The sequence below is a fragment of the Streptomyces diacarni genome (genome assembly GCF_003323715.1).
In the GTDB taxonomy this organism is placed as follows: domain Bacteria; phylum Actinomycetota; class Actinomycetes; order Streptomycetales; family Streptomycetaceae; genus Streptomyces; species Streptomyces diacarni.
The window spans coordinates 32,157-58,542 of record NZ_QOIN01000029.1; the positions used below are offsets into that span (position 1 = coordinate 32,157).

Consider the following 26,386-nt stretch of genomic DNA (forward strand, 5'->3'; position numbering starts at 1 on the left):
CGCTCAGCCGTCCAGCCGAGCCAGCCTTGACACCAGCGTCGCGGTGATCGCGTCGAGGTGTTCGTCCCGTAGCAGGCGCGGGTGTGTGCAGGCGAGGTCGTGGTTGGTGATCGTGCCTGTGACGTGTGGCTGCCATGCCGTGTGGGTCAGCCACGTCTCGGCGCGTGGTGCCGCGGCCGTGAAGAAGACGACATCGCCGTCGAAGACCCGGTGTTGGTGCTCGCGCATCAGCCGGGCGTGGTTGGGGACCACGTCCACGATCCGTGCCAGCGTGCGGTCGGCGAGCCCGGCCAGCGGACTGCCCGCCCGGCGCAGGGTGGTCAGGACGTCATCGCGGTCGCGTTCGGTCGTGCGCTCGAAGCCGGCCATCCGCAGTACGGCGGTGAGCGCGTCGCCCTCCTCGGGCGCGGGCCTGGCCCGCCACTGTTCGGCGGGGAACGCGTCGAGCAGCGCCAGCAGGTCGACGCGTTCCCCGGCCTCTTGGAGCAGTACGGCCACGGTGTGGGCGAGGACCCCGCCGACCGACCAGCCCAGCAGCCGGTAGGGGCCGTGCGGCTGGAGGGCGCGGATTCCGGCCGCGTAGTCGGCGGCCTCCTCCAGCAGAGAGCCGGGCAGCGGCTCGTCGTCGGCGAGTCCGCGTGCCTGCACGCCCCAGACGGGCTGCTCGGGGCCGAGCCGGGCCGCCAGCCCGGCGTAGCACCAGGCCAGGCCGCCTGCCGGGTGGAGGGCGAACAGCGGTGTCCTTTCGCCGGTGGGGCGCAGTGCCAGGAGCAGGTCCAGGGCGTCGCCGGAGACGGGGGCCGCGGTCTCCAGGCGGGCGGCGAGCGCGGCGGGGGTCGGTGCCTCGAACAGCGAGCCGATGGTCAGTTCGGCCCCGTGCGTCTCGCGGACGCGGGTCACCAGCCGGACGGCGAGCAGCGAGGTGCCGCCCAGGTCGAAGAACGCGTCCTCGGGCCCCACGTCCGGCACGCCGAGCACCTCGGAGAACAGGCGGGTCAGCAGCTCCTCGTGCGGCCCCGCGGGGCGCCGTCCGCCGGCCGCGCCGCCGGAGGCGGTGAAGACGGGCGCGGGCAGTCTCCCGCGGTCGAGCTTGCCGCTGGGGCCGAGCGGGAACTCGGCCACGGCGACGACCGCCGACGGCACCATGTGCGCGGGGAGTTCCGCGGCGAGGGCGGTGCGCACCGCCGCCGGGTCCGCGTCCCCGCTCACGTAGCCGACCAGGCGCTGCTCGCCCGGACGGTCCTCGCGCACCACGGCGCAGGCGCCGGTCACGCCGGCCCGGGCCGCCAGCGCGGCTTCGATCTCGCCGAGTTCGATGCGCTGGCCGCTCAGTTTCACCTGGTCGTCGGTGCGTCCCAGGTAGACGACCTCTCCCTCCTCCGTCCAGCGTGCCAGGTCTCCGGTGCGGTACATCCGCTGCTCCGGCGGCCGGTGGGCTTCCTGCCGGCCGTCCGGCACCGCCGTCACGAAGCGTTCGGCGGTCAGCTCGGTGCGGTTCAGGTAGCCGTCGGCCAGTTGGGATCCGGCCAGGTGCAGCTCTCCCGGCACGCCTGGGGGGCACGGCCCTCCGGCCGCGTCGAGCACGTGCAGGCGGGTGTTCCACACCGGGCGGCCGATGGGTACCGGGCCCGTCGCGTCCGGTTCCAGGGCGTGGTGGGAGACGTCGACGGCGGCCTCGGTGGGGCCGTACAGGTTGTGCAGCTCGACGCCGGGAAGTGCGGTGAAGAAGGCCCGCGCCGTCTCGCGGTGCAGCGCCTCGCCGCTGCAGAACACCCGGTTGAGCCCTGTGCACCCGGCTGCTTCGGGCCCGGAGAGGAACGCCTGGAGCATCGACGGCACGAAGTGGCAGACGGTGATGTCCTGGTGCCGTATCACCTCGGCGAGGCGCGCCGGGTCGCGGTGGCCGCCGGGTTCCACGACCACCAGCGTCGCGCCCTCGCGCAGGGGCCAGAAGAACTCCCACACGGAGACGTCGAACGACGAGGGTGTCTTCTGGAGCACCCGGTCGGCGTGCGTCAGCGGGTAGGTGTGCTGCATCCAGCGCAGCCGGTTGTCGATGGCGCGGTGCGGGACGACGACGCCCTTGGGGCGTCCTGTGGAGCCCGAGGTGTAGAGGACGTACGCCGGGTGGGCGGGTGTCAGCGGCCGGGCGGGAGGCACGGGCGGATAGCAGGCCAGTGCGGTCTCGTCCAGGTCCACGAGGGCGACCAGCGGGGTGCCGCAGGATGCGGGGAGCCGTTTCGCGTGGTCGGTGACGGCGCACACCGGAGCGGCGTCCTCAAGCATGAGGGCGAGCCGCGCGGCCGGGTAGTCCGGGTCGAGTGGCAGATAGGCGGCCCCCGTCTTGAGTACCGCGAGAAGGGCGACCACCAGTTCCGCCGAGCGGGGCACGGAGACCGCCACCACGGTGCCGACGCCGGCGCCCCGCGTTTGCAGGTGCCGGGCGAGCCGGTTGGCGCGGGCGTCGAGTTGGGCGTAGCTGAGCGTCGTCGAGCCGTACACCAGCGCGGTGGCCTGCGGGGTGCGGGCGGCCTGTGCCTCGATGGGGCCGATCAGGGTGGTGGGGGGCAGCGCGCGCGCCGTGCGGTTGAACTCCTCGACGACCAGGGCCTCCTCGGCCGGTGTGGCGATGCCGTGGACGGCCGTGGGGGCGTGCGGGTCGGTCCGGGCGAGCCGGTCCAGCAGGTGGAGGAAGCGCTCCTGGTGTGCGGCGAGGTCGGCCCGGCCGTACAGGGCCGGGTTGCCGTCGTGGTCGATGCGCAGTCCGCGCCCGTCGGCACGGTCGTAGATGTTGAGGGTCAGGTCGTCCACAGGCCCTGCGGACAGGTTATGTGCCCGCACCGGTGTGCCCGCGAAGTCGACCGCGTAGTCGAACGGCATGACGTTGACGAGCGGACCCACCAGGCCCCGGGACGCGCTCAGCAGGCCCAGGTCGCGGCGGATGTCCTCGTACCGGTACCGCTGGTGGCGGCGCACCTGGCGGACGCCGAGCACCACCTGGCGTACCAGGTCGGCGAAGGAGTCCTCGGGCCGCACCGTCAGCCGCAGCGGCAGCACGTTCATCACCATGCCGGGCACCCGCAGCGCGACCGACCCCATCCGGCCCATCATCGGCAGTCCGAGTACCACGTCGTCGCGGCGGCAGGCCCGGGAGACGTAGAGGGCCTGGGCGGCGATCAGCAGGTCGGGCCAGGTGGCGCGGAGCCTGTCGGCCAGGGCCCGCAGCTCTTGTGTCGCCTCCGGCGCCAGGTGGGCGGTGCGGCGGTGGAACGTCCGCGCCGGCAGTGCGCTGCGCCCGGCGAGCCGCGGCGCCTCCGGCCGGTCGGCGAGGGCGGCGCCCCAGTGCGCGCGGTCTCGTGCGTACTCCTCGGAGGCGCGGTAGGCGGCGTCCTCGGCCACCAGGTCGGCCAGCGGCCTGAAGGTCCGTGGGCCGGGCTCCTCGCCGCCGACGAGCGCGCTGTAGACCTCCGCGGTGCGGCGCACCAGGAGCGCGTGTCCGAACCCGTCGATGACCAGGTGGTGGACGCGCTGGTACCACAGCCACCGCCGGTCGCCGACGCGGAGGAGTGCGTGCCGGAACGCCGGATCCCTCGCCAGGTCGCAGGGGGTGGCGAGGTCCGCGCGCATCCACTCCTGGGCCCGCCGCTCGGCCTCTTCCCCCGCGGGTCGCAGGTCCCGTACGGTCAGCGGCGCTTCCACGGACTCCCGCACCTGCTGGCGCGGGCCCTGCTCCGTGTCCTGGACGCGGACCCGCAGCGCGTCGGCTTCGCCGGCCACCCGGCGCAGCGCGGCCGCGAACGCGTCCGGGTCGAGTGGGCCGTCGAGCACCAGGCACTCGGCGGTGTTCTGTGCGGGGCTGAGCGGGTCGAGGGCCTGCGCGTAGAACATGCCCTCCTGCGCGGTGGTGAGCGGCAGCCAGGCACCGTCGCCGGCTTCCGCGGGCCCTGGCCTGTGTGCGGTCAGTACGGTCATGCCGCCCCCAGCAGCGGGGCCCACGCCTCGATGGCGGGGGTCTCGGCGAGGTCGGCGAAGTCGGCGCGCACCCCGTGGTCGCGGCGCCAGCGCTCCAGCAGGGTCATCAGGCGTACCGAGTCGAGCCCGTGGTCGACCAGGTTGCCGTCCAGCGGTATGTCGGCGGGGTCCTCGCCGAGGGCGTCGGCGACGTCGGCGCGGATCTGCTCGGGTGTGAGGGACATCGGGTTCAGGCCTCCGTGCGGGCGGTGGGGTGGTCGGCAGGGCGGGAGCCGGCGGCGAAGTCGTCGACGAGCGTGCCGGTGGTGGTGACGGACCCGCAGCGGCCCGCGACCCAGCGCAGGGCCGCCGCGTGGTCGCCCGGGGAGAAGTCGGCGACGGCGTCCGCGACGACGAACGCCTCGATGTCGCGCATCCACGCGTCGCAGGCGGTCACCTGCACCCCGATGTGCGCGTACACGCCGACGACGATCAGCTGGTCGCGGCCGGTCCGGCGCAGGATCCCCTCCAGCTCGGTGCGGACGAACGCGCTGTACTTCCACTTGGTGACCGTGTGGTCGCCCGGCAGGGGCGCGACGGCTTCCGGAATGGCGAGGGCGTCCCTGTCGTCGGCCACCCCCGGGCCCCAGAAGTCGAGTTGGAGGCCGCGTTGGCGCGGGGTCTGGCCCCCGCGCTGTACGGAGTAGGCGACCGGTACGTCCAGGCCGCGGCAGGTGTCCAGCAGCCGTGCGGTGTTGGCCAGCATGCCGGTCAGCGGCTGCTGCCCGGCCGGGAAGGCGCCGAGGAAGTGCTGTTGCAGATCGTGGACGAGCAGCACGGCGCGTGCCGGGTCCGCGCGCCAGCCGGCCGCGCGGTTGGCTGGCAACTCGTCGGCCCTCGGCAGGGGGTAGGGGGCGATGGCGGGAAGTGCCACGGTCTTTGGCGCCTTTCACTGCTGTTCGGCGGCGGTCGCTGCGGACCGCAGCCCCTTCTTGCTGACCTTGCCGATGCCCGTGTGCGGGAACGCGGTGACGAACTCGACGAGGTCGGGGACCTTGTAGGCGGCGATGCCGCGCTCCCGCACGAACCGTCTGATCTGGGCGGGGCGCAACGGCTCGGCGCCCTCGCGCGGGATGACGTAGGCCAGGGAGCGTTCCCCCAGGTACGTGTCGGGCACGGCGACGACGGAGACGTCGTGCACGGCGGGGTGGGCGAGGATGAGGTTCTCCACCTCCTCCGGTGCGATCTTCTCGCCGCCCCGGTTGATCTGGTCCTTGGCCCGGCCCCCGACCACCAGGTGGCCGCTGGGGAGGCGGCGCACCAGGTCGCCGGTGCGGTAGAAGCCGTCCGGGGTGAAGGAGCGGGCGTTGTGCCTCTCGGCGCGCCAGTAGCCGCGGATCGTGTACGGGCCGCGCGTCAGCAGGTGCCCGGACGCGCCCTCGGGCACGTCGCGGTCGCCGTCGTCGACGACGCGGATCTCGTCGGCGGGGGAGAGGGGGCGGCCCTGGGTGGTCACGACGGTCTCCTCGTCGTCGTCCAGCCGGGTGTAGTTGACCAGCCCCTCGGCCATGCCGAAGACCTGCGTCAGCCGGCAGCCCAGCGCGGGGCGAAGGCGCCGCGCCGCCTCCTCGCTGTATTTCGCCCCTCCGACGAGGACGAGTTCCAGGCTGGAGAGGTCGTCCTCGGCGTCGGCTGCGGCCTGGGTCCACACCAGCGCCAGCGGCGGCACGAGACCGGTCATGGTGATGGACTCGCGGGCCACGAGGGGGAACGCGGTGCCCGGCTCGGGGCGCGGGCACAGCACGACCCGGCCGCCGGCCAGCAGGGACCCCAGCCATCCGGGGGAGCTCATCGGGAAGTTGTGCGCCGCGGGCAGGACGACCAGGAAGCGGGTGCCGGCGTTGACGCCGCAGATCTCGTTCGAACCGCGGAGCGAGTACAGATAGTCGTCGTGGGTCCGGGGGATCAGCTTGGGCACACCCGTGGTCCCGCCGGAGAGCTGGAGGAACGCCAACTCGTGCGGTTCCGGCCCGGCGAGGGGTCCTTCCGGGGCGCGGGCGACCTCGGCCAGCGCGGTGTGCTCACCAGGATCGCCGACGACGAACACGTGCCGCAGCGACGGTGTCTTGCGGGCCACCGCGGAGGCCAGGTCCCGGTGGTCGAAGCCCGCGTGCCGGTCGGGGATGACGTAGGCCACGGCCTCGGTGAAGGAACAGAAGTAGGAGATCTCCGTCTCGCGGTGCGCGGGCAGCGCGTACACGGGCAGCGCGCCGATCCGGAAGAGCGCGAAGACGACCTCCACGAACTCGCCGACGTTGGGCAGGTGCAGCACGACCCGGTCGCCCTTGCCGATGCCGCGTGCCGCGAAGCCCGCCGCCAGCCGGTCGGCGCGCTCGTCCAACTGCCGGTAGGTCCAGGTGCGGCGTTCCGGCGCGGGGTCCACCAGGGCGACGCGGCCGGGGTGCGCGGCGGCCCGCTCGCGCAGCATCCCCCCGAACGTCTCGCCGCGCCAGTAGCCCGCGGCCCGGTAGCGCTCGGCGAACCCGGCAGGCCAAGTGGGCGCGTCCACGCCCGGGGTGAGCGCCGTGACGGCGGGGTCCTGCGCGGGCGGCGTCCGCCGGTCCGGTGCGGGCACGGTCCCCCGGGTCTGCGCGGGCGGAGTCTGCCGGGTGCTCACAGCGCGGCCCCCACGGCGTCCAGGAACGTGCGGAATTTCGCGGCGGTCTCGGCGGTCTCCGCCTCGGGGGAGGAGTCGGCCACCACGCCCGCCCCGGCGAACAGCCGCAGCCGTGAGCCCTCGGCCTCGGCGCAGCGGATCGTCACCACCCACTCGCCGTCCCCGTCGGCGTCCTGCCAGCCGACCATGCCGGTGTAGGGGCCCCGCGCGAAGGGCTCCAGTGCGGCGATGACCTCGCGTGCCGTCCGGGTCGGTGTGCCGCAGACCGCCGGTGTGGGGTGCAGCGCCGAGGCCAGTTCCAGCGCGGTGACCGAGGGGTCGGACAGCTCCCCTGTGACGGTGGTGGACAGGTGCCACATGGCGGCGGTGCGCACCAGCGTCGGCCTCGGAGGTGTCTCCAGGCGCGAGCAGTACGGTGCCAGCGCCTCCCGCACCGCGTCGACCACGACGGCGTGTTCGTGCAGGTCCTTGGGTGACTCCAGCAGGGCTGCGGCCCGCCGCACGTCCTCGGCCAGGTCGTCGCTGCGGGGCGCTGACCCGGCCAGCGGGTTGGCCGTCAGGTGGCCCTTCCGCCGTGCGACGAGGAGTTCGGGGCTGGCGCCGACGAGGGTGCGGCCCGGGCCGCTGGGCACGGCGAAGGTGTAGCCGGCCGGGTCGCGGCGGGCCAGCCGGCGCAGCATGGCGGGCAGGTCGGGCTCGCCGGGCGCGGTCAGCTCCAGGGTGCGGGCGAGCACGACCTTGTCGAACTCCCCGGCCCGCATCCGTGCCACGGCCGAGGCCACCGCCTGGCCGTACCGCTCCGCGCTGGGCACCTCGCGCATCTCCCAGCGGCCTTCGGCCTCCCGCTCGGGGACCGGCAGCACGACCAGCGGGTCCTCGCGCAGCGGTGGTGCGCAGCGCACCCGTTCGGGGACGGCCAGCGCGGCTGGCGCGTCCGGGGCGAACGGCAGCGCGCCGACCACGAGCGGTGCCGGGTCCCCGGCTTTCCGCCGGGCGTCCAGCAGGTGGCGTACCCGCTCGGGCAGCGGCCGTGCGTCGTGCGGCGTCTCGGCCGCCGTACCGTGCGCCAGCAGCGTGCGGTGGGGCGTGGCCAGCAGCCGGTCGGTGCCGCTTCGGTAGGCGTCCAGGAGGGCGGTCGCCGCGCCGGGGCTCAGACTCGGGCCCGGCCGGGTGTGCCTTCTCTCGTCGGTGGACGCGGGGAGTTCACGCAAGGGGACAGACATGGTTTCTCCAGGGGAGAGCACGAATCGCGGCGAACGGTGGGGTGGTTCAGGCCCGCAGCGTGGCGCCGCCGTCCACGTACAGGTCGTGCAGGGTGATGTGGCGGGCACGGTCGGAGGCGAGGAAGACGACGGCCTCGGCGACGTCGGCCGGGTCGGCGATCCGGCCGAGCGGGATGCCGGTGCGGTACGTCGCGAGGTCGCCCTCGACGACCCGCCGTGCCGCGGCCGTCTCGTCGTCGGCTCCGGGCCCCCAGCAGGCCCGCTGCATGTCGGTGAGCGTGGAGCCGGGGGAGACGGTGTTGCAGCGCACTCCGCGCCCGGCCACCTCCAGGCCGAGGCACTTGGTGAACATCACCGTCGCGGCCTTGGAGGCGGCGTAGGCGGCCATGCCGGTGCGGGGGACGCCCGCCGCGTTCGAGGCGACGGTGACGATGCTGCCGCTGCCGCGCTCGGACATCCGGCGGGCAGCCGCCCGGGACACGTGGAAGACGCCGCCGGTGTTGACGGCGAAGGTGGCCGCCCAGTCCGCGTCGCTCAGCTCGGTCACCGCGGCGGCGCGCAGGATTCCCGCGACGTTGGCGACGATGTCCAGCGGACCCAGGAGGCGGTCGCTCTCGGTCAGCAGCGCCTCGACGGCCGCCGCGTCGGTCACATCCAGCGGGCGCGCGGTGACCTGGCCGGGATGCTCGGCGGCGAGCTGTTCCACGCCCGCCGGGTCCAGGTCGGTGGCCAGGACGTGCGCGCCCTGCGTGACGAGCGCCTGTACGACGGCCGCGCCGATGCCCCGGGCCGCGCCCGTCACCAGGGCGAGCCTTCCGTCGAGTTCGGGGGCGTATCCGGGCGTGCGGGGCCGCGCCGCGCCGGGGGCCGTCCGGTGTGCGGTGCTCACTCGACCATGGCCTTCCTGATGTCGGCCAGTACCGAGACGGCGGCGTTGGCGCCTCCCAGGCTGGTCCACTTGGACCCGTCGATCTCGGTGACGTGCTTGTCGCGCACGGCGTCCAGCTGCTCGTAGGCGGGCTTGTGGGTGAGCTTGTCGAACAGGTCGGCGTCGGGGCCGTTCGCGGAGAGGGTGCCGATGAACAGCCAGTCCCCATCGATCTTCTTGAGGTTCTCGTCGCTGATCGGGGTGGAGTGGCCCTCGCCCTCGCGGTTTTGGATGCCCGGCCGCTTGAAGCCCAGGTCCTCCAGGACGTCGCTGATGAAGACGCCCTGCTGCATCACGGCGGTGCCCTTGGCCGAGTACCGGGCGACGGACACGGTGGCGCCGGCGTGGGAGCCGAGGTCCTTCTTCAGCGCGTCCGTCTTCGCGCGGTAGTCGTCGAGGAAGCCGTCGGCCTCGTCGTCCTTGCCCAGCACCTTGCCGGTGAGCCGCAGGGACGTGCGCCAGTCCTTGGACTTGTCGATGGTCACCACGGTGGGCGCGATCTTGCGCAGCTGCGCGAGGACCTGCTTGTCGGCGAGCTGCCCGGCGAGGATGACGTCCGGCTTCGCGCGGACGACCTTCTCGATGTTCGGGCCGGTCACCGCGCCGACCACGGGTATGCCCTTGGCCTGTTTCGCCAGGTAGGCGGGCGCCCCCTGCTGGCCGCGGCCCGCGGTCAGACCGACCGGTTCGACGCCGAGCGCGAGGGAGGAGTCCAGGTCCATCTCGCTGAGCGCGACCACGCGCTCGGGGTCCTCGGGGACCGCGACCTTCGTGCCGGTGGCGTCGGTGACCCGGACCGTGCCGCCCTTGTCTGTGTTGCCGTCCCCTCCGGCCTTGGCGTCGGGGGAGCCGCAGCCGGCGAGCGTTGCCGCGCTCGCGGTCAGGCACAGCGCCGCGACGGCGGGAGTGACGCGTCTGCGAACGGGGGCTGAGGGCTTGAGCTGCATGGTCGGGTTCTCTCCTTCGGGCACGCGCGGTGGGTTCCGGGCATGCGCGGTTCTGCCGTCCGGACGACTCCGGGACGGACGAGCTTAGGTTAGGCTAACCTTATGAGTAGCGTGCAAGAGAGACGGGCCGCCGTATCCGGCACCCACTCCGGGCAACACCCCGCGCCCAAGCGGCGATCGGTCCTCCGGGCCGCCACCGTGTTGACCGTTCTCCTCCTGGGGCTCGTCCTCACCTCGCTGCTCGTCGGCAGCGGCGCAAGCTCCCCCGGCCGCGCCTGGGACTACCTCCTCGGCGACCCGCAGGCCCGCGCCGACGCCCAACTCCGCCTCGCCGTCATGGACGTCCGGCTGCCCAGAACGCTGGCCGCCGTCCTCGTCGGCGTCTGCCTCGGACTCGCCGGATGCCTGCTCCAGGCCGCCACCCGCAACCCGCTCGCGGAGACCGGCCTGCTGGGCGTCAACGCGGGGGCCGCCTTCGCCGTCGTGTGCGGACTCACCTTCTTCGAAGCCGAGTCCTCCACCGCGCTGCTGGGCTGGGCGCTGGCGGGCGGCATCACCGCGAGCGCCGTCGTCCTGCTGCTCGCCGCCTCGGGACGGACCGCCGGGTCCCCGCTGCGGCTCGTCCTGGTCGGTTCGGCGCTCGGCGCCACCTTCCACGGGCTCACCTCGTACGTCCTGCTGGGTACCAGGGCGACGTTCGACACCTACCGCTACTGGACCATCGGTTCGCTCGCCGGAGTCGAGACCGGCGACCTGCTCGACCTGCTGCCCCTGGTGCTGCTCGGGCTCGGCACGGCGCTGGCCTGCTCCCGCCCGCTGTCCGCGCTCGGACTCGGCGACGACAGCGCCCGCTCGCTCGGCCACCACCCCGAACGCGTACGCCTCGTGGTGGCGGGCGCCGTCTCCCTGCTGGCCGGCTGCGCGGTCGCCGTGGCAGGCCCCATCGCGTTCCTGGGGCTGCTCGCGCCCTACGCGGCACGGGCCGTGGCCGGTGCGCGGATGACCGCCCAACTCCTGCTGTCCGCACTCGTGGCGGCCGACGTGCTCCTCCTCGCCGACCTGCTGGCCCGCATCGTCATCCGGCCGTGGGAGACGCCGGTCAGCGTCCTGCTCGCCTTCGTCGGCGGACCGCTGCTCATCTGGATCGCCCGCTCGCGCCGCATGTCCACCGCGGGAGCCTCCGCATGAGCGCACCCGGCGACCACCCCCGTGCCTCCTCGCAGCGCCCCCTCGCCCTCCCGCCCGACAGCACCGTGCTACGCGCCGGAGCGCTCTCCTGGCTCTTCCCGCGCCGCAGCGCGCTGGCCGCCGCCCTCCTCCTGCCGCTGCTGGCGCTGGCCACCGCGCTCGCGATCGTGGCCTCGTCCAGCGGCATGGGGCTCGCGGAGGCGGTCGGCGGCCTGCTGGGCACCGGAGACCCGGGCACGGTGATGATCGTCCGCGACTTCCGGCTGCCCCGGCTGTGCGTGGGGTTGATGGTCGGCGCCGCGCTCGGCGTCGCCGGCTGCCTCACCCAGACCCTGGCGGGCAACCGGCTCGCCACGCCCGACCTGGTCGGCGTCAACGAAGGGGCCAGCGCCGCCGTGGTGGCCTCCGCCGCGGGATCCGCGACCGGCATGGTCGGCCAGTGGTGGCTCGGCCCGATCGGTGCCGTCCTCGCCGCCGCCCTCGTGGTGCTGTGCGCGGGCGGCGCGGGCACGGCCGGCTACCGTCTCCTCGTCGTGGGCATCGGCGTCTCCACCCTCGTCGGCGCCGTCAGCGACCTGATCATGTCGCGGGAGAACGACAACACCGCAGGCGGCGTCTTCCTGTGGGCCGTCGGCAGCCTCAACGGCCGCGACTGGAGCGCGGGCACGCCCTTCCTGATCGCGCTGCTCTTCCTGGTGCCGCTCAGCCTGGCGGCGGGACACCGGCTGCAACTGCTGCGCTTCGACGACGAGGTGGCGGCCTCGCTCGGCGTCGAGCTGCGCCGGCTGAGGGCCGCCGCGCTCTGTCTCGCCGTCGCCCTGGCCGGGCTGGCTGTCGGCGTCGGCGGACCCGTCGCCTTCGTCGCGCTGGCCGCACCGATCCTCGCCCAGGGGCTGAGCGGACCCACCCGGGTGCCCGTCGTCGGCTCCGCCCTCGCCGGCGCGGTCCTCGTGGTCGCGGCCGACGCCCTCGGCCGCGTCGCCGCCCCCGTCGAACTCCCCGTCGGCGTCGTCACCAGCGTGCTCGGCGGGCCCTTCCTCCTGTGGGTACTGCTCCGCTCAGACCGCACCACCCGAAAGGCGCGCACCCGACCATGACCGAGACGACCCCGGGCCTGGAGGTCCGCGCCCTGCACGCCGGCTACCCCGGCAGACCCGTCGTCCACGACGTGGACCTCACCGTCGCCGGCGGCCAGGTGGCCGCCGTCGTCGGCCCCAACGGCTGCGGCAAGTCCACCCTGTTGCGTGCCCTCGCCCGGCTGCACCGCCCGGACTCCGGGACGGTGCGGGTGGCGGGCGCCGACGTGTGGCGGCTGAGCCGCCGCCAGGCCGCGCACCGCGTCGCCCTGCTGCCGCAGTCGCCACGCGCACCCGAGGCCGTCACCGTGGCCGGGCTCGTCCGCTACGGCCGCCACCCCCACCAGGGCCTGCTGCGCCAGTGGTCGCGCGAGGACGAACGCGCCGTCCACGAGGCGCTGGAGGCCACCGGCACCGGCGAGTTGGCCGCCGAACGCCTCGACGAGCTCTCCGGCGGCCAGCGCCAGCGGTGCTGGCTCGCCATGGTGCTCGCGCAGCACACCCCTGTGGTGCTGCTCGACGAGCCGACCAGCGCGCTCGACCTCGGACACGCCCTCGACGTCCTCGCCCTCGTCCGCGAGGTGGCCGCCACCGGGCGCACCGTCGTCATGGTGCAGCACGATCTGACGGCGGCAGCCCGCCACGCCGACCTCCTCGTCGCCATGAAGGACGGCCGTGTGCTGGCCCAGGGAGACCCCCGCGAGACGGTCGACGAGACGCTGGTCAAGGAGCTCTACCAGGCGGAGGCCGACATCCTGCCGGCCCCCTTCGACGGCGCCCCCGTCGTCGTTCCACGGGCCCGGCGCACGGTCCCGTGACGCTGAGACCCCTGGGCTCCTCGGTGGCGCCCGGGTGTCTCAGCGCCGCGGGGTCAAGGACAGCAGCGGGGCGCCCGCGGGGAAGAGGTACTTGGCGGCCATGACGGGGCGGCCGGCGGCCGTAACGGTCTGGGTGAGCAGCAGAGCCGGGGTCTCGGGCGGGCGGGAGACGGCCCGGCCGCGCTCCGTGCCGAGCACGGTGGCTCCCAGGGTGCTGCGCGCGGTGAGCAGCGAGGCGGCCCCGCTGTGCAGGAACGCGGCCAGCATGGTGCAGCCCGGCTCGCGCCCGTCGGGGGTCCCGCTCCCTCGGAGCGCCTCACGCCCGTCGGACTTCGCGCCCCCGTCCGACCTCTCGCTCGCCTCGGCCGCACCGTCCCCGCCACCGGTCGCGGTGGGGCCGGCCGCGGTGGTGCCGAGCGCGGCGACGAGGGCCGGTCCTGCCGCCGCGCGCAGCGCCGACTCGTCCGCGGCCCATTCGTGCGCGAAACAGGCGGGCGCGCCGTCCACGTCGACGACCGTCTCCCAGAAGCAGGCGCGTTCCGCCGGTGCCATGCGCAGGTGGTAGCCGGAGAAGTCGGTGGGTTCCTCCCACTCGACGGCGAGGCGGCGGCACCGGCGCGCGCCGGTGCCCAGCAGCGCTTCCACGGGCAGTAGCCGCTCCAACCCCGGGGCGGGCGGCGGCTGGTTGACGACGCTTCCCGAACCTTGCCGGCGGGTTATCACGCCGTCCTCCTGTAGCAGGATCAGCACCTCGCGCAGCCCCGAGCGGCTCACACCCAGCTGGGCGGCCAACTCGGGCTCGGGCGGCAGTTTGGCTCCCGGAGGGAAGGTGCCGTCGTCGATGGCCGCCACGATCCGCTGGTAGAGCTTCACGCGGGGTGAGTGCCGACGGTCTCCCTGTCGAGGCATCGGAGCTCCCGAGTTCATTTGTCGGACATTGCGTGACGGTCGTCCCGCTGCGACGGCGATCCGCCCACGCGTGCGTCCCCAGACTAGCGCCCCGCGCCGCCTCCTCTCCCACCGGCCTTACCTCGGCTCTGCGCCAGATGCGCGCCGACCCTGCACCGGTCTTCCAGCGGTCTCGTATGCGTCTTTCGGCGGCTCTCCGCCGACTCCCCATCCGCTTCCCTGTGGTACTCCCGCGCCGAGTTCCCGGCGGGCGCCGTGCATGCCTCCCGCCGGCGAACCCTTGTGCCGGCCTCGGGGCAGGGCTACTCTCTCGGCCAGTTAATTGTCTGACAATCTCGACTGTCGGGGTCGGGTGCCTCTCGGGCCGCCCGCCCTGCCGCTCGTCTCCTCTCCCCGGAAGTGACCCATGCCCGTCTCCGCCCCCCGCCCCCTGCTCGTGGACTGCGACACCGGGATCGACGACGCCGTCGCCCTGCTCTACCTCTGCCGGACTCCGGGGGTGGACCTGCGCGCCGTCACCACCGTCGCCGGAAACACCACCGCGGAGCGGGCCGCCCGCAACACGCTCCAGGTGCTGGAGACCGCGGGCCGTACCGACATCCCCGTGGCCGCCGGAGCCGCCACCACGCTGCGCGGCGACACCCACCCCGAGGCAGGTTTCGTCCACGGCGACGGCGGGCTCGGCGGTGTCGCGCTACCCGAGCCCACGGCGGCACCCGACCCGGGCACCGCCGTCGAACTCCTCCTGCGCACCGCCCGCGAGACCGAGGCCGGCATCGACATCCTCGCCACGGCGCCGCTGACCAACCTCGCCCTGGCGCTTCGCGCGGAGCCCCGGCTGCCCGAGTGGGTGGGCCGTCTCACGATCATGGGCGGCGCGGTCCACCACCCCGGCAACATCAGTCCGCTCGCCGAAGCCAACATCGGCCACGACCCGGAGGCGGCCGCCGCGGTGCTGGCCGCCGGGTGGCGGGACCTCACCCTCGTACCGCTCGACGTCACCATGCGCGAGAACCTCACCGAGGCGCACCGGCAGCGGCTGCTCGCCTGCGGCAACCCCGTCGGCCGGCTCGCGGGCGAGATCCTCGACTTCTACTTCACCTTCCACGAGGAGACGGCGCTGCCCTTCCGCGGCTCGGCCTGCCACGACCCGCTCGCCGCGGGGATCGCCGTCGGCGAGGTCACCCCGCGGGCCGCGCCCCGGCTGCCGGTCACCGTGGACACCGCCGACGGCGCGGCGCGCGGCGCGCTCGTCGCCGACACCCGCGGCATCCACCGCGGCTACCCCGCACAGCCCGGCGCCAACGCCGCCGTGGTCCTGGAGACCGACGGTACGTTCCCCGAACTGCTCGTCGACCGCCTGTGCCGGATACGGAAGTGAGCAGCGGCATGGCACCTGACCTGAACGTCCAGACGACGAAGAAGCCGGCCGGCACCGCCGCGCTGATGACGGCGCTGCTCGCCGCCTGCGTGGCCTTCCAGCTCAACGCCAGCATGCTCAGCCCTGCCCTGGTCACCATGGCCCGCGAACTGCACACCGACGAGGCGGCCACCGGCCTGTCGCAGACGGCGTTCTTCACCGCCTGTGCGATGTTCTCCCTCTTCCTGCCGCGCTTCAGCGACATCGCCGGGCGCCGGCGCGTGCTGTTGTGGATGCTCGTCGTCATGGCCGCCGGCACGGTACTGGCCGCTCTCGCGCCGAACATCGCCGTGCTCGACATCGCCCGCGTGGCCCAGGGCGTCTCAGGACCCGTCGTGCAGATCTCCCTGCTGATGCTGCGCTCCGAGATCACCGACCCGAAGCGGTTCGGCACGCTCATGGGTCTGGTCACCGCCGTCAACGGAGGCATCGCGGGCGTCGACGCGCTGGCCGGCGGCTGGCTGGCCGCCCACCACGGCTTCCGCAGCATCTTCTGGGTGATCGCACTCGTCGCGCTCGTCGCCGCGGTGGCCGTCGCGCTGGGCTGCCCCGAATCCCGCCCCTCGGCCGGTACCCCGATGGACTGGCCCGGCGTGCCGCCCCTCGTGATCAGCGTCGCGGCGCTGCTGCTCGCCGTCGACCAGGCCAAGAAGCTGGGCGAGGCCAACTGGCCACTGGCGGCGGGCCTGCTGGCGGTGTCCCTGCTCGCGTTCGCGGTCTTCTGGAGGGTGGAGAAAGGCAGCCGGCATCCCCTGGTGCGCATCAACGACCTGCGGCAGCGCGCCACCTGGGCACCCCTGCTGACCACCCTCCTCACCCTCACCGGTGTCTTCGCCGCCGTCAACGGCGTGCTGATGTCGTTCGTGCAGAACGAGCAGGCCGGGTTCGGCATGGGGTCGGGCCTCGCCTCGCTGGTCTTCCTCACCCCGTTCGCGCTCGTCGGCTGGCTCGTGGGCCCCTTCACCGGGCGACTCGCACCCCTGGTCGGCTACCGCCGCCTGCTGCGCTGGGGCCTGCTGGGCAGCGCCGTCGTGGTCGTGGTGATGGCGCTGGTCGGCGTCCACTCGCTCCCCGTCATGGTCGGTTGCACCGTCCTGCTCGGGGTCACCTACGCGGGCATCGCCAACATCGTCCTCAACCTGCTCGGCGTGGTGCTGGCCCCCAAGGACCACCCCGGGTTCCTGCCCGGACTCATCTCGGCCGCCTTCGGCCTGGGCGCCGGGCTCAGCTTCGCGCTGCTGTCCGCCGTCCAGGTGTCCGGCAGCCCGCAGGGGAGTTCCTCGGCAGGCGGCTACGTGGCCGCCCTGCTCCTGGGAGGCGTCGTGGTGGCGGCCGCCTACGCCGCCTCGTTCCTCACCCCCCGACCGCGGGAGGCGGAGGTGGCGCCCTGAGACAGGGCGAGGCCGGCTCCCGAGCCGCCCGCCGCCGCACCCGCCCGCCCGGGTCCCACGGGCGCGGCGGGTGCGACGTCCACCGCGCGGGCGGGAGACGGTGGCCGCGAACGGACCATATCCACCCACCACACAGGACGCGGGCGGGCGATCAGCGCACCCGGGCGGACGTTCCGCGGGTCGCGGCGGACGTTCCGCGGGTCGCGGACGGGCTTTCCACGGGTCACGGACGGGGGCCGACGACCTCGCCGTCCTCGTCCAGCAGCGTGATGGCCAGAGCCGGACACGAGTCGGCCGCGTCGAGGGCGGCCTCCTGCGGGTCGATCTCCTCAGCGACCGCGCGCGAGCGCTCGTTCTCCAGCTCGAAGACGTCCGGTGCCATGCCGGCACACATGCCCGACCCGATGCACACGTCCCGGTCGATCTCGACACGCCACGTCATCGTTCACCACCTCACCGGCATGGAGCGCGGGCCGCGCACGAGCATCGCCGTCTTCCAGCCGATGTCCCCGGCCAGTCGCACACCGGGCAGGGCCCCCAGCAGCGCGCGCAGCGCCTCCTGGAGCTCGACCCGGGCCAGGGGCGCGCCCAGACAGTGGTGCACGCCGTGCCCGAAGCCCAGATGCGAGTTGTTCGTACGGGTGATGTCGAGCTTGCCCGAGCGGTCGAAGCGCAGCGCGTCGCGGTTGGCCGCTCCGATGGCCACCAGCACCGGGTCGCCTGCGCGCACGCGCGTCCCCGAGATGTCGATGTCCTCGGTCGCGTAGCGCGGCTGGCCCGCGCCGACGCCGAGCGGTACGAAGCGCAGCAGCTCCTCCACTGCGCCGGCGATCAGTGCCGGATCCTCGCGCAGGCGCGCGAACTGCTCGGGGTGGTCGAGCAGGACACACAGGAAGTTGGGGATCTGGCTGGCCGTCGTCTCGTGCCCCGCGACGAGGATGCCCACGCACAGATCGACCAGTTCGAGCTCGGAGAGCCTGTCGCGGTCGTCCCGCGCCTCGATCAGCGCCGTCATCAGGTCGTCGGCCGGGTGTGCGCGGTGCTGGTCGATCAACCCCGCCATGTACGCGCGCAGTTCGTTCCTGCTGGCTTCGAACTGTTCGGCCGTCAACGAACTGGTCGACAGCGCGTTGTCGCTCCACACCCTGAAGCGCGGCCTGTCGGCCTCCGGGACCCCCAGCAGCCGGCAGATCACGCCGACGGGCAGCGGCAGCGCGAAGTCGTCCACCAGGTCGGCGGGCGGCCCCGCCTCGGTCATGTCCCGCAGCAGGTCCTCGGCCAGGGCGCGGATCTCGGGGCGCAGCTTCTCCACCCGCCGCACCGTGAAGGCCTTGGCCACCAGGGTGCGCAGCCTGGCGTGTTCGGGCGGGTCCATGCTCAACAGTCCGCCCGTCAGCCGCCCTTCCGACTGGCGGGGCTCGTCGTGCCGCACGGACTCGGCGCGGCTGAAGCGGCTGTCGCCCAGGACGAGCCGGGCGTCGGCGTAACGCGTGACGAGCCAGGCGTCCTCACCGTAGGGGAGGCGCACGCGCGGCAGCCCGTCCTGGTCGCGGATCAGGGCGTAGCGGTCGGAGAGGTGGAGGGACGTCGCCTCGTTGAAGGGGTAGGCCACGGGTTCGGTGTCGGTGCTGGTCACACGACCTCCTACCGGTTGTAAGCGTCTGCTTACAAAAGTAGGCCGGTGCGGTCGCGGCGGTCAACGGTGCCTCACCAGGGTGCCGTTGGGCACATGGCCGTTACGCTGACTGCTCCCAGTGGCCGCTTCGACGGGGGAGGGGCATGACCGCCTACCGGACCGCACGCAAGAGAGACGCCGCAGCGACCCGGCAGGCGCTGGTCCAGGCGGCGGCGGGGCTGTTCGCGGAGCGCGGCTACGAGCGCACCACCGTCCGCGAGATCGCCGCCCGCGCCGGGGTCAACCAGGCGCTGCTCTTCCGCTACTTCGGCTCGAAACAGTCGCTGTTCGAGGAGGTGGTGGCCGGCGAGAGCCTGCGGCACCTGCGCGAGACCCCGCCAGAGAGCGTGCTGGAGACCGCGCTGCGCGGCCTGCTCGCCGCGGGCACCGACGAGCAGGGACAGCGCCACCGGGCACTGGAGATCTTCCTGCGCTCGGCCGTCGGCGGGACCGCCACCAAGACCGGGGCGCTGCTGAGCGAGGAGTACGCGGACGCCCTCGCCATGCTCACCGACGCCGAGGACGCCGCGCTCCGCGCCGACCTGGTCCTCGCCTGGCTGCTGGGCATCGGCCTGACACGTTCGGTGGTCGGCAGGGGGGCGCTGGCGGGCGCCGACCCGGACGAGGTGTGCGCCCTCGTCCTCGACTGCGCCCGCACGATGCTGGAGAAACTCCCCCAGAACGGGGGCCGTTGAGTGCGCGCGCGGGGCCCCGGACGGCCGCCCGTCACCGCTCGCGGTGCAGCTTCGAGTTGGAGGCCTGCGCGCGCGGACGGACGACCAGCAGGTCGATGTTGACGTGGCTCGGGCGGGTGACGGCCCAGGTGATCGTCTCCGCGACGTCCTCGGCCGTCAGCGGCTCGGCCACGCCCGCGTAGACGCCCGCGGCCTTCTCGGCGTCCCCGTGGAAGCGGGTCAGCGCGAACTCGTCCGTCTTGACCAACCCCGGCGCGACCTCGATCACCCTCACGGGGCTGCCGACGATCTCCAGCCGCAGCGTCTCGGCGAGTACGTGCTGGGCGTGCTTGGCCGCGACGTACCCGGCGCCGCCCTCATAGGTGGCGTGCCCCGCCGTGGAGGAGAGCACCACGACGGTGCCGTCACCGCTGTCGGTGAGCGCGGGCAGCAGCGCCTGGGTGAGGTTCAGGGTGCCGATGACGTTCGTCTCGTACATCCGCCGCCACTCGTCCGGGTCGCCCGAGGCGACCGGATCGGCGCCGAGCGCCCCGCCCGCGTTGTTCACCAGCACATCGACCGACGGCAGAGACCGGGCGAACGCGTCGACAGCGGCGCGGTCCGTCACGTCCAGGGGGTACGCCTCCGCGTGGTGACCCGCCTCGCCGATCCGAGAGGCGAGAGCCTCGATCCGGTCGGCACGGCGCGCGGCGAGGACCACCCGGTAGCCGGCGGCCGCCAGTCCGCGCGCGGTGGCGGCTCCGATACCACTGCTCGCGCCGGTGACGACAGCGGTACGGGACGGGACTGCGGAAGCGGTGGCGGTCATACGGTGCTCCTCGAACGTACGGCGGACCCCCGCCAGGGTACGCACCGGCCGCCCCCTCCCACCGCCGCCGTCTCCGGCGCCCTGATCCACCGGCCCACCGGGCGGCGACCGGCCGATGCGGAACCGCAGAAGACGCGCTTGCGGACGCGACCCTGCACGACTTCACGCGCAACACCGGCGCCCGCGCCTTCTACGCACGGCAGCGGCACCATGGAGGGACTGCCCGACATGACGCTGCGCTGCGGGCCCGGCGACACGCGCTGAGGACAGCGCAACGGGCCCCGCATGCCCCACGGGGCCGTGCCCCGCTTCCCCGCACCGGACCGCGCCCCGCCCGCCGGCGAACCCCGTTCCCGGCGCATTCTCAGCCGGCTCACAGGTGCCGCACAGGAAACTCTCAGGGGCGGGGCGGAGGCTGGCGGCATGGGTGAGTCTTCTGTGTCCGCCGAAGCCGGGCGTGCCGGTGCCGTCCCGTCGCGGCCCGGGGCCGCGACGGCCGCCGCGACCGCGATGGGAGCGGCGCTCACGCGGGACGGGCGGCCCGTGCGGGTGCTCGTGGTGGACGACGAGCCGCCGCTGGCCGAGCTGCTGTCCATGGCACTGCGGTACGAGGGATGGGAAGCGCGCTCCGTCGGGGACGGCGCCGGTGCGGTGCGCGCCGTACGGGAGTGGCGCGCGGACGCGGTCGTGCTCGACGTGATGCTGCCGGACACCGACGGACTGACGGTGCTGCGCAGGCTGCGGGGCGAGATCCCCGGGGTGCCCGTGCTCTTCCTCACGGCGCGGGACGCGGTGGAGGACCGTATCGCGGGGCTGACGGCGGGCGGCGACGACTACGTGACCAAGCCGTTCAGCCTGGAGGAGGTCGTCGCCCGGCTGCGCGGTCTGCTGCGCAGGGCGGGCGCCGGGCAGGTGCGCGACGTGTCGCTGCTGACGGTGGGCGACCTGGTGCTCGATGAGGAGAGCCACGAGGTCTGGCGGGCGGACGAGGAGATCCGGCTGACCGCCACGGAGTTCGAGCTGCTGCGGTTTCTGATGCGCAACCAGCGCCGGGTGCTCAGCAAGGCGCAGATACTCGACCGCGTGTGGTCCTACGACTTCGGCGGCCAGGCGAACATCGTCGAGCTGTACATCTCCTACCTGCGCAGGAAGATCGACGTGGGGCGGCAGCCGATGATCCACACCCGGCGGGGCGCCGGCTACGTCCTCAAACCCGGCGCCCCCGGCGGCCGATGAGGACCCTCGCGATGCCCTCGCTCCGAGCCCTGCCCTCGCTCCGCGTCCTGCCCGGCTTCCTCGGCCGCCCGCGCCCGCCACGACTGCTGCGGACCCGCCTGGTGCTGTGCGTGCTCGCGCTGATCGCCGTCGTCGCGGCGGTTATCGGCACGGTGACCACCATCTCCCTGCACTCCCACCTCTACCGGCAGCTCGACGACCAACTCGCCGAGGTCGCCGTGCGCGCCGCCGGCCCCGGCCCGCCGGGCCACGGCGCACCGCCCGACGGGGACCGGCTGCGCTTCTTGACCATGGGAGGCCAGCCACTGGGAACGGTCGGCGCCGTGGCCCCCTCAGGATCCGGCGGCAGCGGCCGGGACTCCGGCGGCACGAAGGTGCTCCGAGCGGGCATCAGCGTCCAGGACGACAGCGCGCCGACGGGCCACGGGGTGGCGGTGGAACCCCTGCCCCAGGAGCAGCGATCCGCGCTCGCGCACGCCCCTCGCGACGGTGAGCCGCACACCGCCGAACTGCCCGGAGAGGGGACCTACCGGGTGCGGTCGGTGCCGGTGGACGGCGGCACGCTGCTCGTCGGGCTGCCCGCCTCGGGCGTCCAGGACACCGTCAGCACACTGGTCGTCACCGAGGTCTGCGTCGCCTGCGCCGGGCTGATCGCCGCGGCGCTCGTCGGCACTGCCAGCGTGCGGCTCGCGCTGCGGCCCCTGGCCCGGGTGGCGCAGACCGCCACCCGGGTCTCCCGGCTGCCGCTGCACGAGGGCGAGGTACGGCTGCGCGAACGCGTCCCGCTGCGCGACACCGACCCCCGCTCCGAGGTCGGGCAGGTGGCCGCGGCGCTCAACAGGATGCTCGGGCACGTCGGCGCGGCGCTGGCGGCCCGCCATGAGAGCGAGACGCGGGTGCGGCGCTTCGTCGCCGACGCCAGCCACGAGCTGCGCACGCCCCTCGCCTCGATCAGGGGCTACGCGGAGTTGACCCGGCGCGGCAGGGAGGAGGTGGGCCCGCAGACCCGGTACGCGCTCGCGCGCGTCGAGGCGGAGTCGGAGCGGATGACCGATCTGGTCGAGGACCTGCTGCTGTTGGCGCGGCTGGACGCGGGCCGGCCGCTGAGCAGGTCAGAGGTAGACCTCTCGGCGCTGGTGGTGGACGCGGTGAGCGACTCCCGCGCCGCGGGCCCCGACCACAGGTGGCAGCTCGACCTGCCCGACATACCGGTCGTCGTCCCCGGCGACGCGGCGCGCCTGCGGCAGGTGCTGGCCAACCTGCTGACCAACGCGCGGACCCACACCCCCGAGGGCACCGTCGTCACGGCTCGCCTGCGGCACGTTCCCGCGGCCCCGGGCCTTCCGCCGCCGCCCGATGGCGGCGCTCCCTCGGGCACGGCCGAGATACGGGTCGAGGACGACGGCCCCGGCATCCCCGCCGAGGCGCTGCCCGTGGTCTTCGAACGCTTCGCACGCGCCGACGCCTCGCGCTCACGCGCCCAGGGGAGCACCGGCTTGGGGCTGGCCATCGTCCGGGCGGTGGTCGCCGCGCACGGGGGACGAGTGAGCGCGCACAGCTCGCCCGGCCGCACGGTCTTCACCGTAGGACTGCCGCTCGGCGAGGGCCGCGCCGCGGCGCCGCCGACGCCCGCTGACGACCCACCGGACCCGGGCGGGACTGCGCCGGTCCACGAGCGCCCTCCCGGGGCGCCTCCGTCCGACTGCGCCTGACGCTCGGCCGGCGCCTGACGGATGGCACCGATGCCGCCGAGGTCGCGGAGGCCGTCGTCTTCGAGGTCGACACCGAGGTCGGTGGCAAGGCGCTCGGACAGTTCGACGAGGGCGAGGGGGCAGGACTCGGCTCGCCGCGCGCACGCTGCCGGACGCCGTTCAGGCCGCCGGCTCCGTGTGGGCGCGGTGGGGGAGGAGGCCGAGTGCGAGTCCGAGGGTGGCACAGGTGGCGCCGAGAGCGGCGACGGCCGGCCAGCCCGCGGTACTCCAGGCGAGGGAGCCCGCCAGGGAGCCGGTCGCGATGCCGGCGAAGCGGCAGGTGAAGTAGCTGGTGTTGAGCCGGTTGTGCAGGGGGGTGGGGAGGGAGAAGAGCGCGGTCTGGCTGACCGTCTGGTTGCCCCACACGCCGACGTCCAGGAGGACGATGCCGGCCACCAGCCAGGCCAGGGAGGTGCCGCCGGGCAGCAGGACCAGCCAGCCGACGATCACCAGAGCGGTCAGCGCGGCCAGACCGCGCCGTGGGCCGTACCGGTCGGCGAGTCGGCCCGCCCACGGGGAGGCCAGGGCGCTGGCGGCGGCGACGAGCCCGAACAGCCCGATCCGCGCGCTGTCGTAGTGGTAGTCGCGGGCCAGCAGGAACGTCAGCGTCGTCCAGAAGGCGCCGAAGGCCACACCGACCAGCGCCCCGGAGAAGACCACCCGGGCGACCGGGGGCCGGGCCGCCAGCCGGGGCAGGGACGCCAGGCAGGCGAGGTAGCTGTCGGTGCCGGCCGGTGTCGGGTCCGCAGGCAGGCACCGGCGCAGGACGACGGCCAGCAGGAGCGTGAGGGCGCAGGAGACGGTGTACACGCCACGCCAGCCGACGAGCTCGGCGAGCGCGCCCGCGTAGGCGCGGGAGGCGAGGATGCCGACGAGCAGCCCCGCCTGCACGGTGCCGACGACGCGGCCCCGTCCGCCCGACCGGCCCTCGGGCGGCTCGGACAGCGCCACGGCCAGCGGCGTGACCAGCTGCGGTACGGGGGAGAGCAGCCCCGTCACGAAGCCGGCCGCGGCCAGGAGCCAGGCGCTGGTGGCGACCGCGCTCGCCGCCAGCGCCAGGCCCGAGCAGGCGGTGAGCACCAGGATCAGCCGACGCCTGTCGTGGCTGTCCCCCGCGGGCACGAGCAGCAGGATGCCGGCCGCGTAGCCGAGCTGGGTGGCGGTGGGGATCGCTCCCAGCAGCGCGGCATCGGCCCGCAGCGAGCCGGCGATCTCCTCCAGCAGCGGCTGGCTGAGGTAGACGTTGGAGGCGGTCACCGCGCTGGTGACGGCCAGGACGAGCACGTGGAGGCGGGAGAGCCCGTGACCCCGCGCCGGTGGCGGGGGCGAGGGCATCAAGCGGGGATCAGGCACGGAGAACGACGCTATGGCCGGCCCGGCTGGCATACTTTCGCCGTACTGCCAGGTGATGTCGAGAGTGCGCCATGTTCGGGAAGAGCGAGAACCGGGACGACTACCAGGATGTGCCCCGCCCGGTGGCGGCGATGGCTCGCGACCTGGCCGACGGCCACCACATCCCGCCGCACCGGCACCGCAGGGCACAGCTGATCTACGGCATCACCGGCGCCATCTCGGTGGGTACCCCGCTCGGCACCTGGGTGGTGCCGGCCAGCAGGGGCGCGTGGGTGCCCGCGGGGCTCGACCACGAGATGACCTGCGCGGGCAGGGTCGCCATGCGGACGCTCTATCTGGACCCGGGCGCCGCCACCCGGCTGCCCGCGGCCCCCACGGTCGTCTCGGTCTCCCCGCTGCTGCGGGAGCTGATCGACGAGGCGACGCGGCTGCCCGTCGAGTACGACACCGAGGGCCGGGACGGACTCCTCATGCGGCTGCTGCTGAGCGAACTCACCCCCCGCCCCGTGCCCGCGCTGCACCTCCCCGCCCCGGACTGCCCCCGCCTGGCGGACCTGTGCGCGCGGATCCGCCGCTGCCCGCAGGACGCGTGGACGACACGGCAGGCCGCCGCCGCCGCGCACATGAGCCCGCGCAGCCTCCAGCGCCGCTTCGCCGAGGCGACCGGTATGAGCCTGGGCCACTGGGTACGGCAGGCCAAGCTGGCGCACGCGGTGGCGCTGCTGGCCAAGGGGGCGCCCGTCACCACCGTCGCGCTGCGCGTCGGCTACGCCACTCCGAGCGCCTTCACGGCCATGTTCCGGCGCGCGCTGGGCACCACACCGAGCCTCTACTTCTCCCCGTGAACGCCGCCGGGCCTCCCCGTGACGCCGCCAGGTCTGCGAGCGTGCCGCCGGGCCGTGCCGGGACGCGCTACCTGCCGCCGCCGTCCAGCAGGCGCCGCGCGGTGCGTGTGCAGCGCGCGGCGACGTCGATGCGGACGCCGCCGAAGTCGGCGGCACGGGTGGCGTCCAGGGCCATCCGGGAGGTGGTGCCCTCCGCCGTGGACGACGGATCGAGGGGGCTGCCGGGAAGCCCGTCCACCACGAACACGTCCCGGTGCGGCTGCAGATGCGTCGCCAGCGCCCACAGCACCTCCGTGTCCCGGGTGACGTCCACGTCCACGTCCTCGTCCACCGCCACCACCGTCTTCAGGTACGGGTCCCAGCCCAGCAGCCCCAGCATCACCTGCCGCGCCTGCCCGGGCCGCGAACGGCGCAGCGCCACGTACGCGTGGAAGTGGGTGCCGGAGGTCGGATAGTGCAGGCGTGCGACCTCGGGAAAGCGCTCGGAGAGTTTCTGCGCCATCTCCGCCTCGCGCGGGATGCGGGCGAGGTTGAGGTGGTCGGCGGTGTTGCCGCCCGCGATGTCCAGCAGCAGCGGTTCGCGCCGGCCGAGCACCGTCTCGACGGTGAGCACGTTGTGCGTGGAGCGGCTGGAGGAGTACCCGGAGAACTCGCCGAACGGGCCCTCGTCCGCCCTCAGTTCCGGGTCGATGGCGCCCTCCAGCACCAGCTCGGCGCTCGCCGGCACCCGGATGCCGTACCGCGGGGTGCGCACCACCTCCAGGGGCGCACCGAACAGGCCCCCCGCGACGTCCCGTTCGTCGGTGCCGGCGTCGAGGCGGGCCGAGGTGGCCAGCAGGAACAGCGGGTGGCCGCCGATCACCATGGCCACCGGGAGCCGTTCGCCGCGCTCGGCCGCCAGCCCCAGCAACTGCCACAGGTGGCCACGCGAGTGGAGGCTGGTGGCGAGCTGGTCACGCGTGTGCACCATGGCGCGGTGGTAGCTGAGGTTCCCCGCGCGCCCCGGCACTCCCGGCGGCGGTTCCACGGCGATGACACCGCTGGTGAGGTAGGGACCGCGGTCGGAGGCGAAGTGCCGGATGAGCGGCAGCCTTCCCAGGTCCACCTCGGGCCCGCTCGCCACCCGTTCCAGCACCGGCCCCTCCGACACCACCCGCGGGGTGGTGCGCCGCGCCGCCGCTGCCTGGTAGGCGGTGTGCAGTTCCCGGGGCCGGGCGTCCAGCAGCCGGGCGACCCGGCGCCGGGAGGCGAAGACGTTGGTGACCAGACCGGTGCCGCCCAGCCCCCGCACACCGGGACACACCAGCATGTCCTCACGTCCGCGGGCGGCCAGCTCCAGCACCAGGGCCGCCACGTCCTCCCCGTCGATCTCCTCGTGGACGGTGGTCACGTCCTCCGGGTGGCGTGCGGGGTAGTCCGCCAGGAAGTCCCGCAGGTCCTGCGATCGCGCTGCTGCGCTCGCGTGCACGGCGCTCCTCCTCCCTCCTGCACGGTA

General features: G+C 74.2%; 22 protein-coding genes. 9 read left to right on the forward strand and 13 right to left on the reverse strand.

The window, feature by feature from the left end:
• Positions 1 to 3: 3 nt before the first annotated feature.
• The 7 genes from DTL70_RS05535 to DTL70_RS05565 are packed head-to-tail and all read right to left on the reverse strand — an operon-like array spanning position 4 to position 9,726.
• Positions 4 to 3,972 (reverse strand): non-ribosomal peptide synthetase, encoded by a 3,969-nt coding sequence (locus DTL70_RS05535; protein ID WP_114020724.1) that lies wholly within the window; start codon positions 3,970 to 3,972, stop codon positions 4 to 6.
• A complete protein-coding gene (locus DTL70_RS05540) occupies positions 3,969 to 4,196 on the reverse strand; it encodes a phosphopantetheine-binding protein (protein ID WP_114020725.1) in 228 nt (75 codons plus the stop codon). Before DTL70_RS05540 ends, DTL70_RS05535 begins: the two co-directional genes overlap by 4 nt.
• Before the next feature lie 5 nt (positions 4,197 to 4,201).
• Entirely contained in the window at positions 4,202 to 4,885 is a 684-nt protein-coding gene (locus DTL70_RS05545; protein WP_114020726.1) for an isochorismatase family protein, read from the reverse strand.
• Between the two features lie 15 nt (positions 4,886 to 4,900).
• On the reverse strand, positions 4,901 to 6,586 hold the full coding sequence (locus DTL70_RS05550) for a (2,3-dihydroxybenzoyl)adenylate synthase (RefSeq protein WP_114020753.1): 1,686 nt from the start codon (positions 6,584 to 6,586) through the stop codon (positions 4,901 to 4,903).
• 38 nt (positions 6,587 to 6,624) lie between these two features.
• The gene (locus DTL70_RS05555; RefSeq protein ID WP_114020727.1) at positions 6,625 to 7,851 is read right to left on the reverse strand and encodes an isochorismate synthase; all 1,227 of its coding nucleotides are present in this window, start codon (positions 7,849 to 7,851) and stop codon (positions 6,625 to 6,627) included.
• 46 nt (positions 7,852 to 7,897) lie between these two features.
• A complete protein-coding gene (locus DTL70_RS05560; RefSeq protein ID WP_114020728.1) occupies positions 7,898 to 8,740 on the reverse strand; it encodes a 2,3-dihydro-2,3-dihydroxybenzoate dehydrogenase in 843 nt (280 codons plus the stop codon).
• Positions 8,737 to 9,726 (reverse strand): ABC transporter substrate-binding protein, encoded by a 990-nt coding sequence (locus DTL70_RS05565; protein ID WP_114020729.1) that lies wholly within the window; start codon positions 9,724 to 9,726, stop codon positions 8,737 to 8,739. Before DTL70_RS05565 ends, DTL70_RS05560 begins: the two co-directional genes overlap by 4 nt.
• Before the next feature lie 102 nt (positions 9,727 to 9,828).
• Between DTL70_RS05565 and DTL70_RS05570 the strand changes: the two genes are divergently transcribed.
• The 3 genes from DTL70_RS05570 to DTL70_RS05580 are packed head-to-tail and all read left to right on the forward strand — an operon-like array spanning position 9,829 to position 12,808.
• Entirely contained in the window at positions 9,829 to 10,914 is a 1,086-nt protein-coding gene (locus tag DTL70_RS05570; RefSeq protein ID WP_114020730.1) for a FecCD family ABC transporter permease, read from the forward strand.
• Positions 10,911 to 12,011 (forward strand): FecCD family ABC transporter permease, encoded by a 1,101-nt coding sequence (locus DTL70_RS05575; protein ID WP_114020731.1) that lies wholly within the window; start codon positions 10,911 to 10,913, stop codon positions 12,009 to 12,011. The genes DTL70_RS05570 and DTL70_RS05575 overlap by 4 nt, the downstream gene beginning before the upstream one ends.
• Positions 12,008 to 12,808: an ABC transporter ATP-binding protein gene (locus DTL70_RS05580; RefSeq protein WP_114020732.1), complete on the forward strand. Its 801-nt coding sequence runs from the start codon at positions 12,008 to 12,010 to the stop codon at positions 12,806 to 12,808. The genes DTL70_RS05575 and DTL70_RS05580 overlap by 4 nt, the downstream gene beginning before the upstream one ends.
• Positions 12,809 to 12,847: 39 nt before the next feature.
• On the opposite strand, the gene DTL70_RS05585 is transcribed toward DTL70_RS05580, so the two are convergent.
• Positions 12,848 to 13,717: a GntR family transcriptional regulator gene (locus tag DTL70_RS05585; RefSeq protein WP_114020733.1), complete on the reverse strand. Its 870-nt coding sequence runs from the start codon at positions 13,715 to 13,717 to the stop codon at positions 12,848 to 12,850.
• Positions 13,718 to 14,123: 406 nt separating this feature from the next.
• Here DTL70_RS05585 and DTL70_RS05590 point away from each other — a divergent pair, with 406 nt between their 5' ends.
• A complete protein-coding gene (locus DTL70_RS05590; RefSeq protein WP_114020734.1) occupies positions 14,124 to 15,098 on the forward strand; it encodes a nucleoside hydrolase in 975 nt (324 codons plus the stop codon).
• A gap of 8 nt (positions 15,099 to 15,106) precedes the next feature.
• Complete coding sequence (gene uriT / locus DTL70_RS05595; protein WP_245979038.1) at positions 15,107 to 16,528, forward strand: uridine transporter UriT; 1,422 nt, start codon at positions 15,107 to 15,109, stop codon at positions 16,526 to 16,528.
• Positions 16,529 to 16,751: 223 nt separating this feature from the next.
• Here uriT and DTL70_RS05600 read toward each other — a convergent pair whose 3' ends face one another.
• Both DTL70_RS05600 and DTL70_RS05605 read right to left on the reverse strand, forming a co-directional pair.
• Positions 16,752 to 16,970 carry a ferredoxin gene (locus tag DTL70_RS05600; RefSeq protein ID WP_114020735.1) on the reverse strand — a complete coding sequence of 73 codons (219 nt, stop codon included), beginning with the start codon at positions 16,968 to 16,970 and terminating at the stop codon, positions 16,752 to 16,754.
• 3 nt (positions 16,971 to 16,973) lie between these two features.
• Positions 16,974 to 18,164 (reverse strand): cytochrome P450, encoded by a 1,191-nt coding sequence (locus tag DTL70_RS05605; protein WP_114020736.1) that lies wholly within the window; start codon positions 18,162 to 18,164, stop codon positions 16,974 to 16,976.
• Between the two features lie 143 nt (positions 18,165 to 18,307).
• Here DTL70_RS05605 and DTL70_RS05610 point away from each other — a divergent pair, with 143 nt between their 5' ends.
• The gene (locus tag DTL70_RS05610) at positions 18,308 to 18,898 is read left to right on the forward strand and encodes a TetR/AcrR family transcriptional regulator (protein ID WP_114020737.1); all 591 of its coding nucleotides are present in this window, start codon (positions 18,308 to 18,310) and stop codon (positions 18,896 to 18,898) included.
• Positions 18,899 to 18,929: 31 nt separating this feature from the next.
• Here the strand turns inward: DTL70_RS05610 and DTL70_RS05615 are convergent, their stop codons facing one another.
• Positions 18,930 to 19,706, reverse strand: coding sequence for an SDR family NAD(P)-dependent oxidoreductase (locus tag DTL70_RS05615; RefSeq protein WP_114020738.1), 777 nt, complete (start codon positions 19,704 to 19,706; stop codon positions 18,930 to 18,932).
• 510 nt (positions 19,707 to 20,216) lie between these two features.
• Between DTL70_RS05615 and DTL70_RS05620 the strand changes: the two genes are divergently transcribed.
• A complete protein-coding gene (locus DTL70_RS05620) occupies positions 20,217 to 20,942 on the forward strand; it encodes a response regulator transcription factor (RefSeq protein ID WP_114020755.1) in 726 nt (241 codons plus the stop codon).
• Positions 20,943 to 20,953: 11 nt separating this feature from the next.
• Positions 20,954 to 22,654, forward strand: coding sequence for a sensor histidine kinase (locus DTL70_RS05625; protein WP_114020739.1), 1,701 nt, complete (start codon positions 20,954 to 20,956; stop codon positions 22,652 to 22,654).
• Positions 22,655 to 22,813: 159 nt separating this feature from the next.
• Here the strand turns inward: DTL70_RS05625 and DTL70_RS05630 are convergent, their stop codons facing one another.
• On the reverse strand, positions 22,814 to 24,046 hold the full coding sequence (locus DTL70_RS05630; protein WP_245979039.1) for an MFS transporter: 1,233 nt from the start codon (positions 24,044 to 24,046) through the stop codon (positions 22,814 to 22,816).
• A 71-nt stretch (positions 24,047 to 24,117) separates the two neighbouring features.
• Between DTL70_RS05630 and DTL70_RS05635 the strand changes: the two genes are divergently transcribed.
• Positions 24,118 to 24,891, forward strand: coding sequence for an AraC family transcriptional regulator (locus DTL70_RS05635; protein WP_114020741.1), 774 nt, complete (start codon positions 24,118 to 24,120; stop codon positions 24,889 to 24,891).
• Between the two features lie 67 nt (positions 24,892 to 24,958).
• On the opposite strand, the gene DTL70_RS05640 is transcribed toward DTL70_RS05635, so the two are convergent.
• Positions 24,959 to 26,359 (reverse strand): UbiD family decarboxylase, encoded by a 1,401-nt coding sequence (locus tag DTL70_RS05640; protein ID WP_114020742.1) that lies wholly within the window; start codon positions 26,357 to 26,359, stop codon positions 24,959 to 24,961.
• Positions 26,360 to 26,386: the final 27 nt, after the last annotated feature.

What these genes read in the sequence shown, in the direction of transcription:
- DTL70_RS05535 (WP_114020724.1), bottom strand. Translation starts at nt 3,972, where the DNA reads ATGACCGTACTGACCGCACACAGGCCAGGGCCCGCGGAAGCCGGCGAC.
- DTL70_RS05540 (WP_114020725.1), bottom strand. Translation starts at nt 4,196, where the DNA reads ATGTCCCTCACACCCGAGCAGATCCGCGCCGACGTCGCCGACGCCCTC.
- DTL70_RS05555 (WP_114020727.1), bottom strand. Translation starts at nt 7,851, where the DNA reads ATGTCTGTCCCCTTGCGTGAACTCCCCGCGTCCACCGACGAGAGAAGG.
- DTL70_RS05565 (WP_114020729.1), bottom strand. Translation starts at nt 9,726, where the DNA reads ATGCAGCTCAAGCCCTCAGCCCCCGTTCGCAGACGCGTCACTCCCGCC.
- DTL70_RS05570 (WP_114020730.1), top strand. Translation starts at nt 9,829, where the DNA reads ATGAGTAGCGTGCAAGAGAGACGGGCCGCCGTATCCGGCACCCACTCC.
- DTL70_RS05575 (WP_114020731.1), top strand. Translation starts at nt 10,911, where the DNA reads ATGAGCGCACCCGGCGACCACCCCCGTGCCTCCTCGCAGCGCCCCCTC.
- DTL70_RS05580 (WP_114020732.1), top strand. Translation starts at nt 12,008, where the DNA reads ATGACCGAGACGACCCCGGGCCTGGAGGTCCGCGCCCTGCACGCCGGC.
- DTL70_RS05585 (WP_114020733.1), bottom strand. Translation starts at nt 13,717, where the DNA reads ATGCCTCGACAGGGAGACCGTCGGCACTCACCCCGCGTGAAGCTCTAC.
- DTL70_RS05590 (WP_114020734.1), top strand. Translation starts at nt 14,124, where the DNA reads ATGCCCGTCTCCGCCCCCCGCCCCCTGCTCGTGGACTGCGACACCGGG.
- uriT (WP_245979038.1), top strand. Translation starts at nt 15,107, where the DNA reads ATGGCACCTGACCTGAACGTCCAGACGACGAAGAAGCCGGCCGGCACC.
- DTL70_RS05600 (WP_114020735.1), bottom strand. Translation starts at nt 16,970, where the DNA reads ATGACGTGGCGTGTCGAGATCGACCGGGACGTGTGCATCGGGTCGGGC.
- DTL70_RS05610 (WP_114020737.1), top strand. Translation starts at nt 18,308, where the DNA reads ATGACCGCCTACCGGACCGCACGCAAGAGAGACGCCGCAGCGACCCGG.
- DTL70_RS05615 (WP_114020738.1), bottom strand. Translation starts at nt 19,706, where the DNA reads ATGACCGCCACCGCTTCCGCAGTCCCGTCCCGTACCGCTGTCGTCACC.
- DTL70_RS05620 (WP_114020755.1), top strand. Translation starts at nt 20,217, where the DNA reads ATGGGAGCGGCGCTCACGCGGGACGGGCGGCCCGTGCGGGTGCTCGTG.
- DTL70_RS05625 (WP_114020739.1), top strand. Translation starts at nt 20,954, where the DNA reads ATGCCCTCGCTCCGAGCCCTGCCCTCGCTCCGCGTCCTGCCCGGCTTC.
- DTL70_RS05635 (WP_114020741.1), top strand. Translation starts at nt 24,118, where the DNA reads ATGTTCGGGAAGAGCGAGAACCGGGACGACTACCAGGATGTGCCCCGC.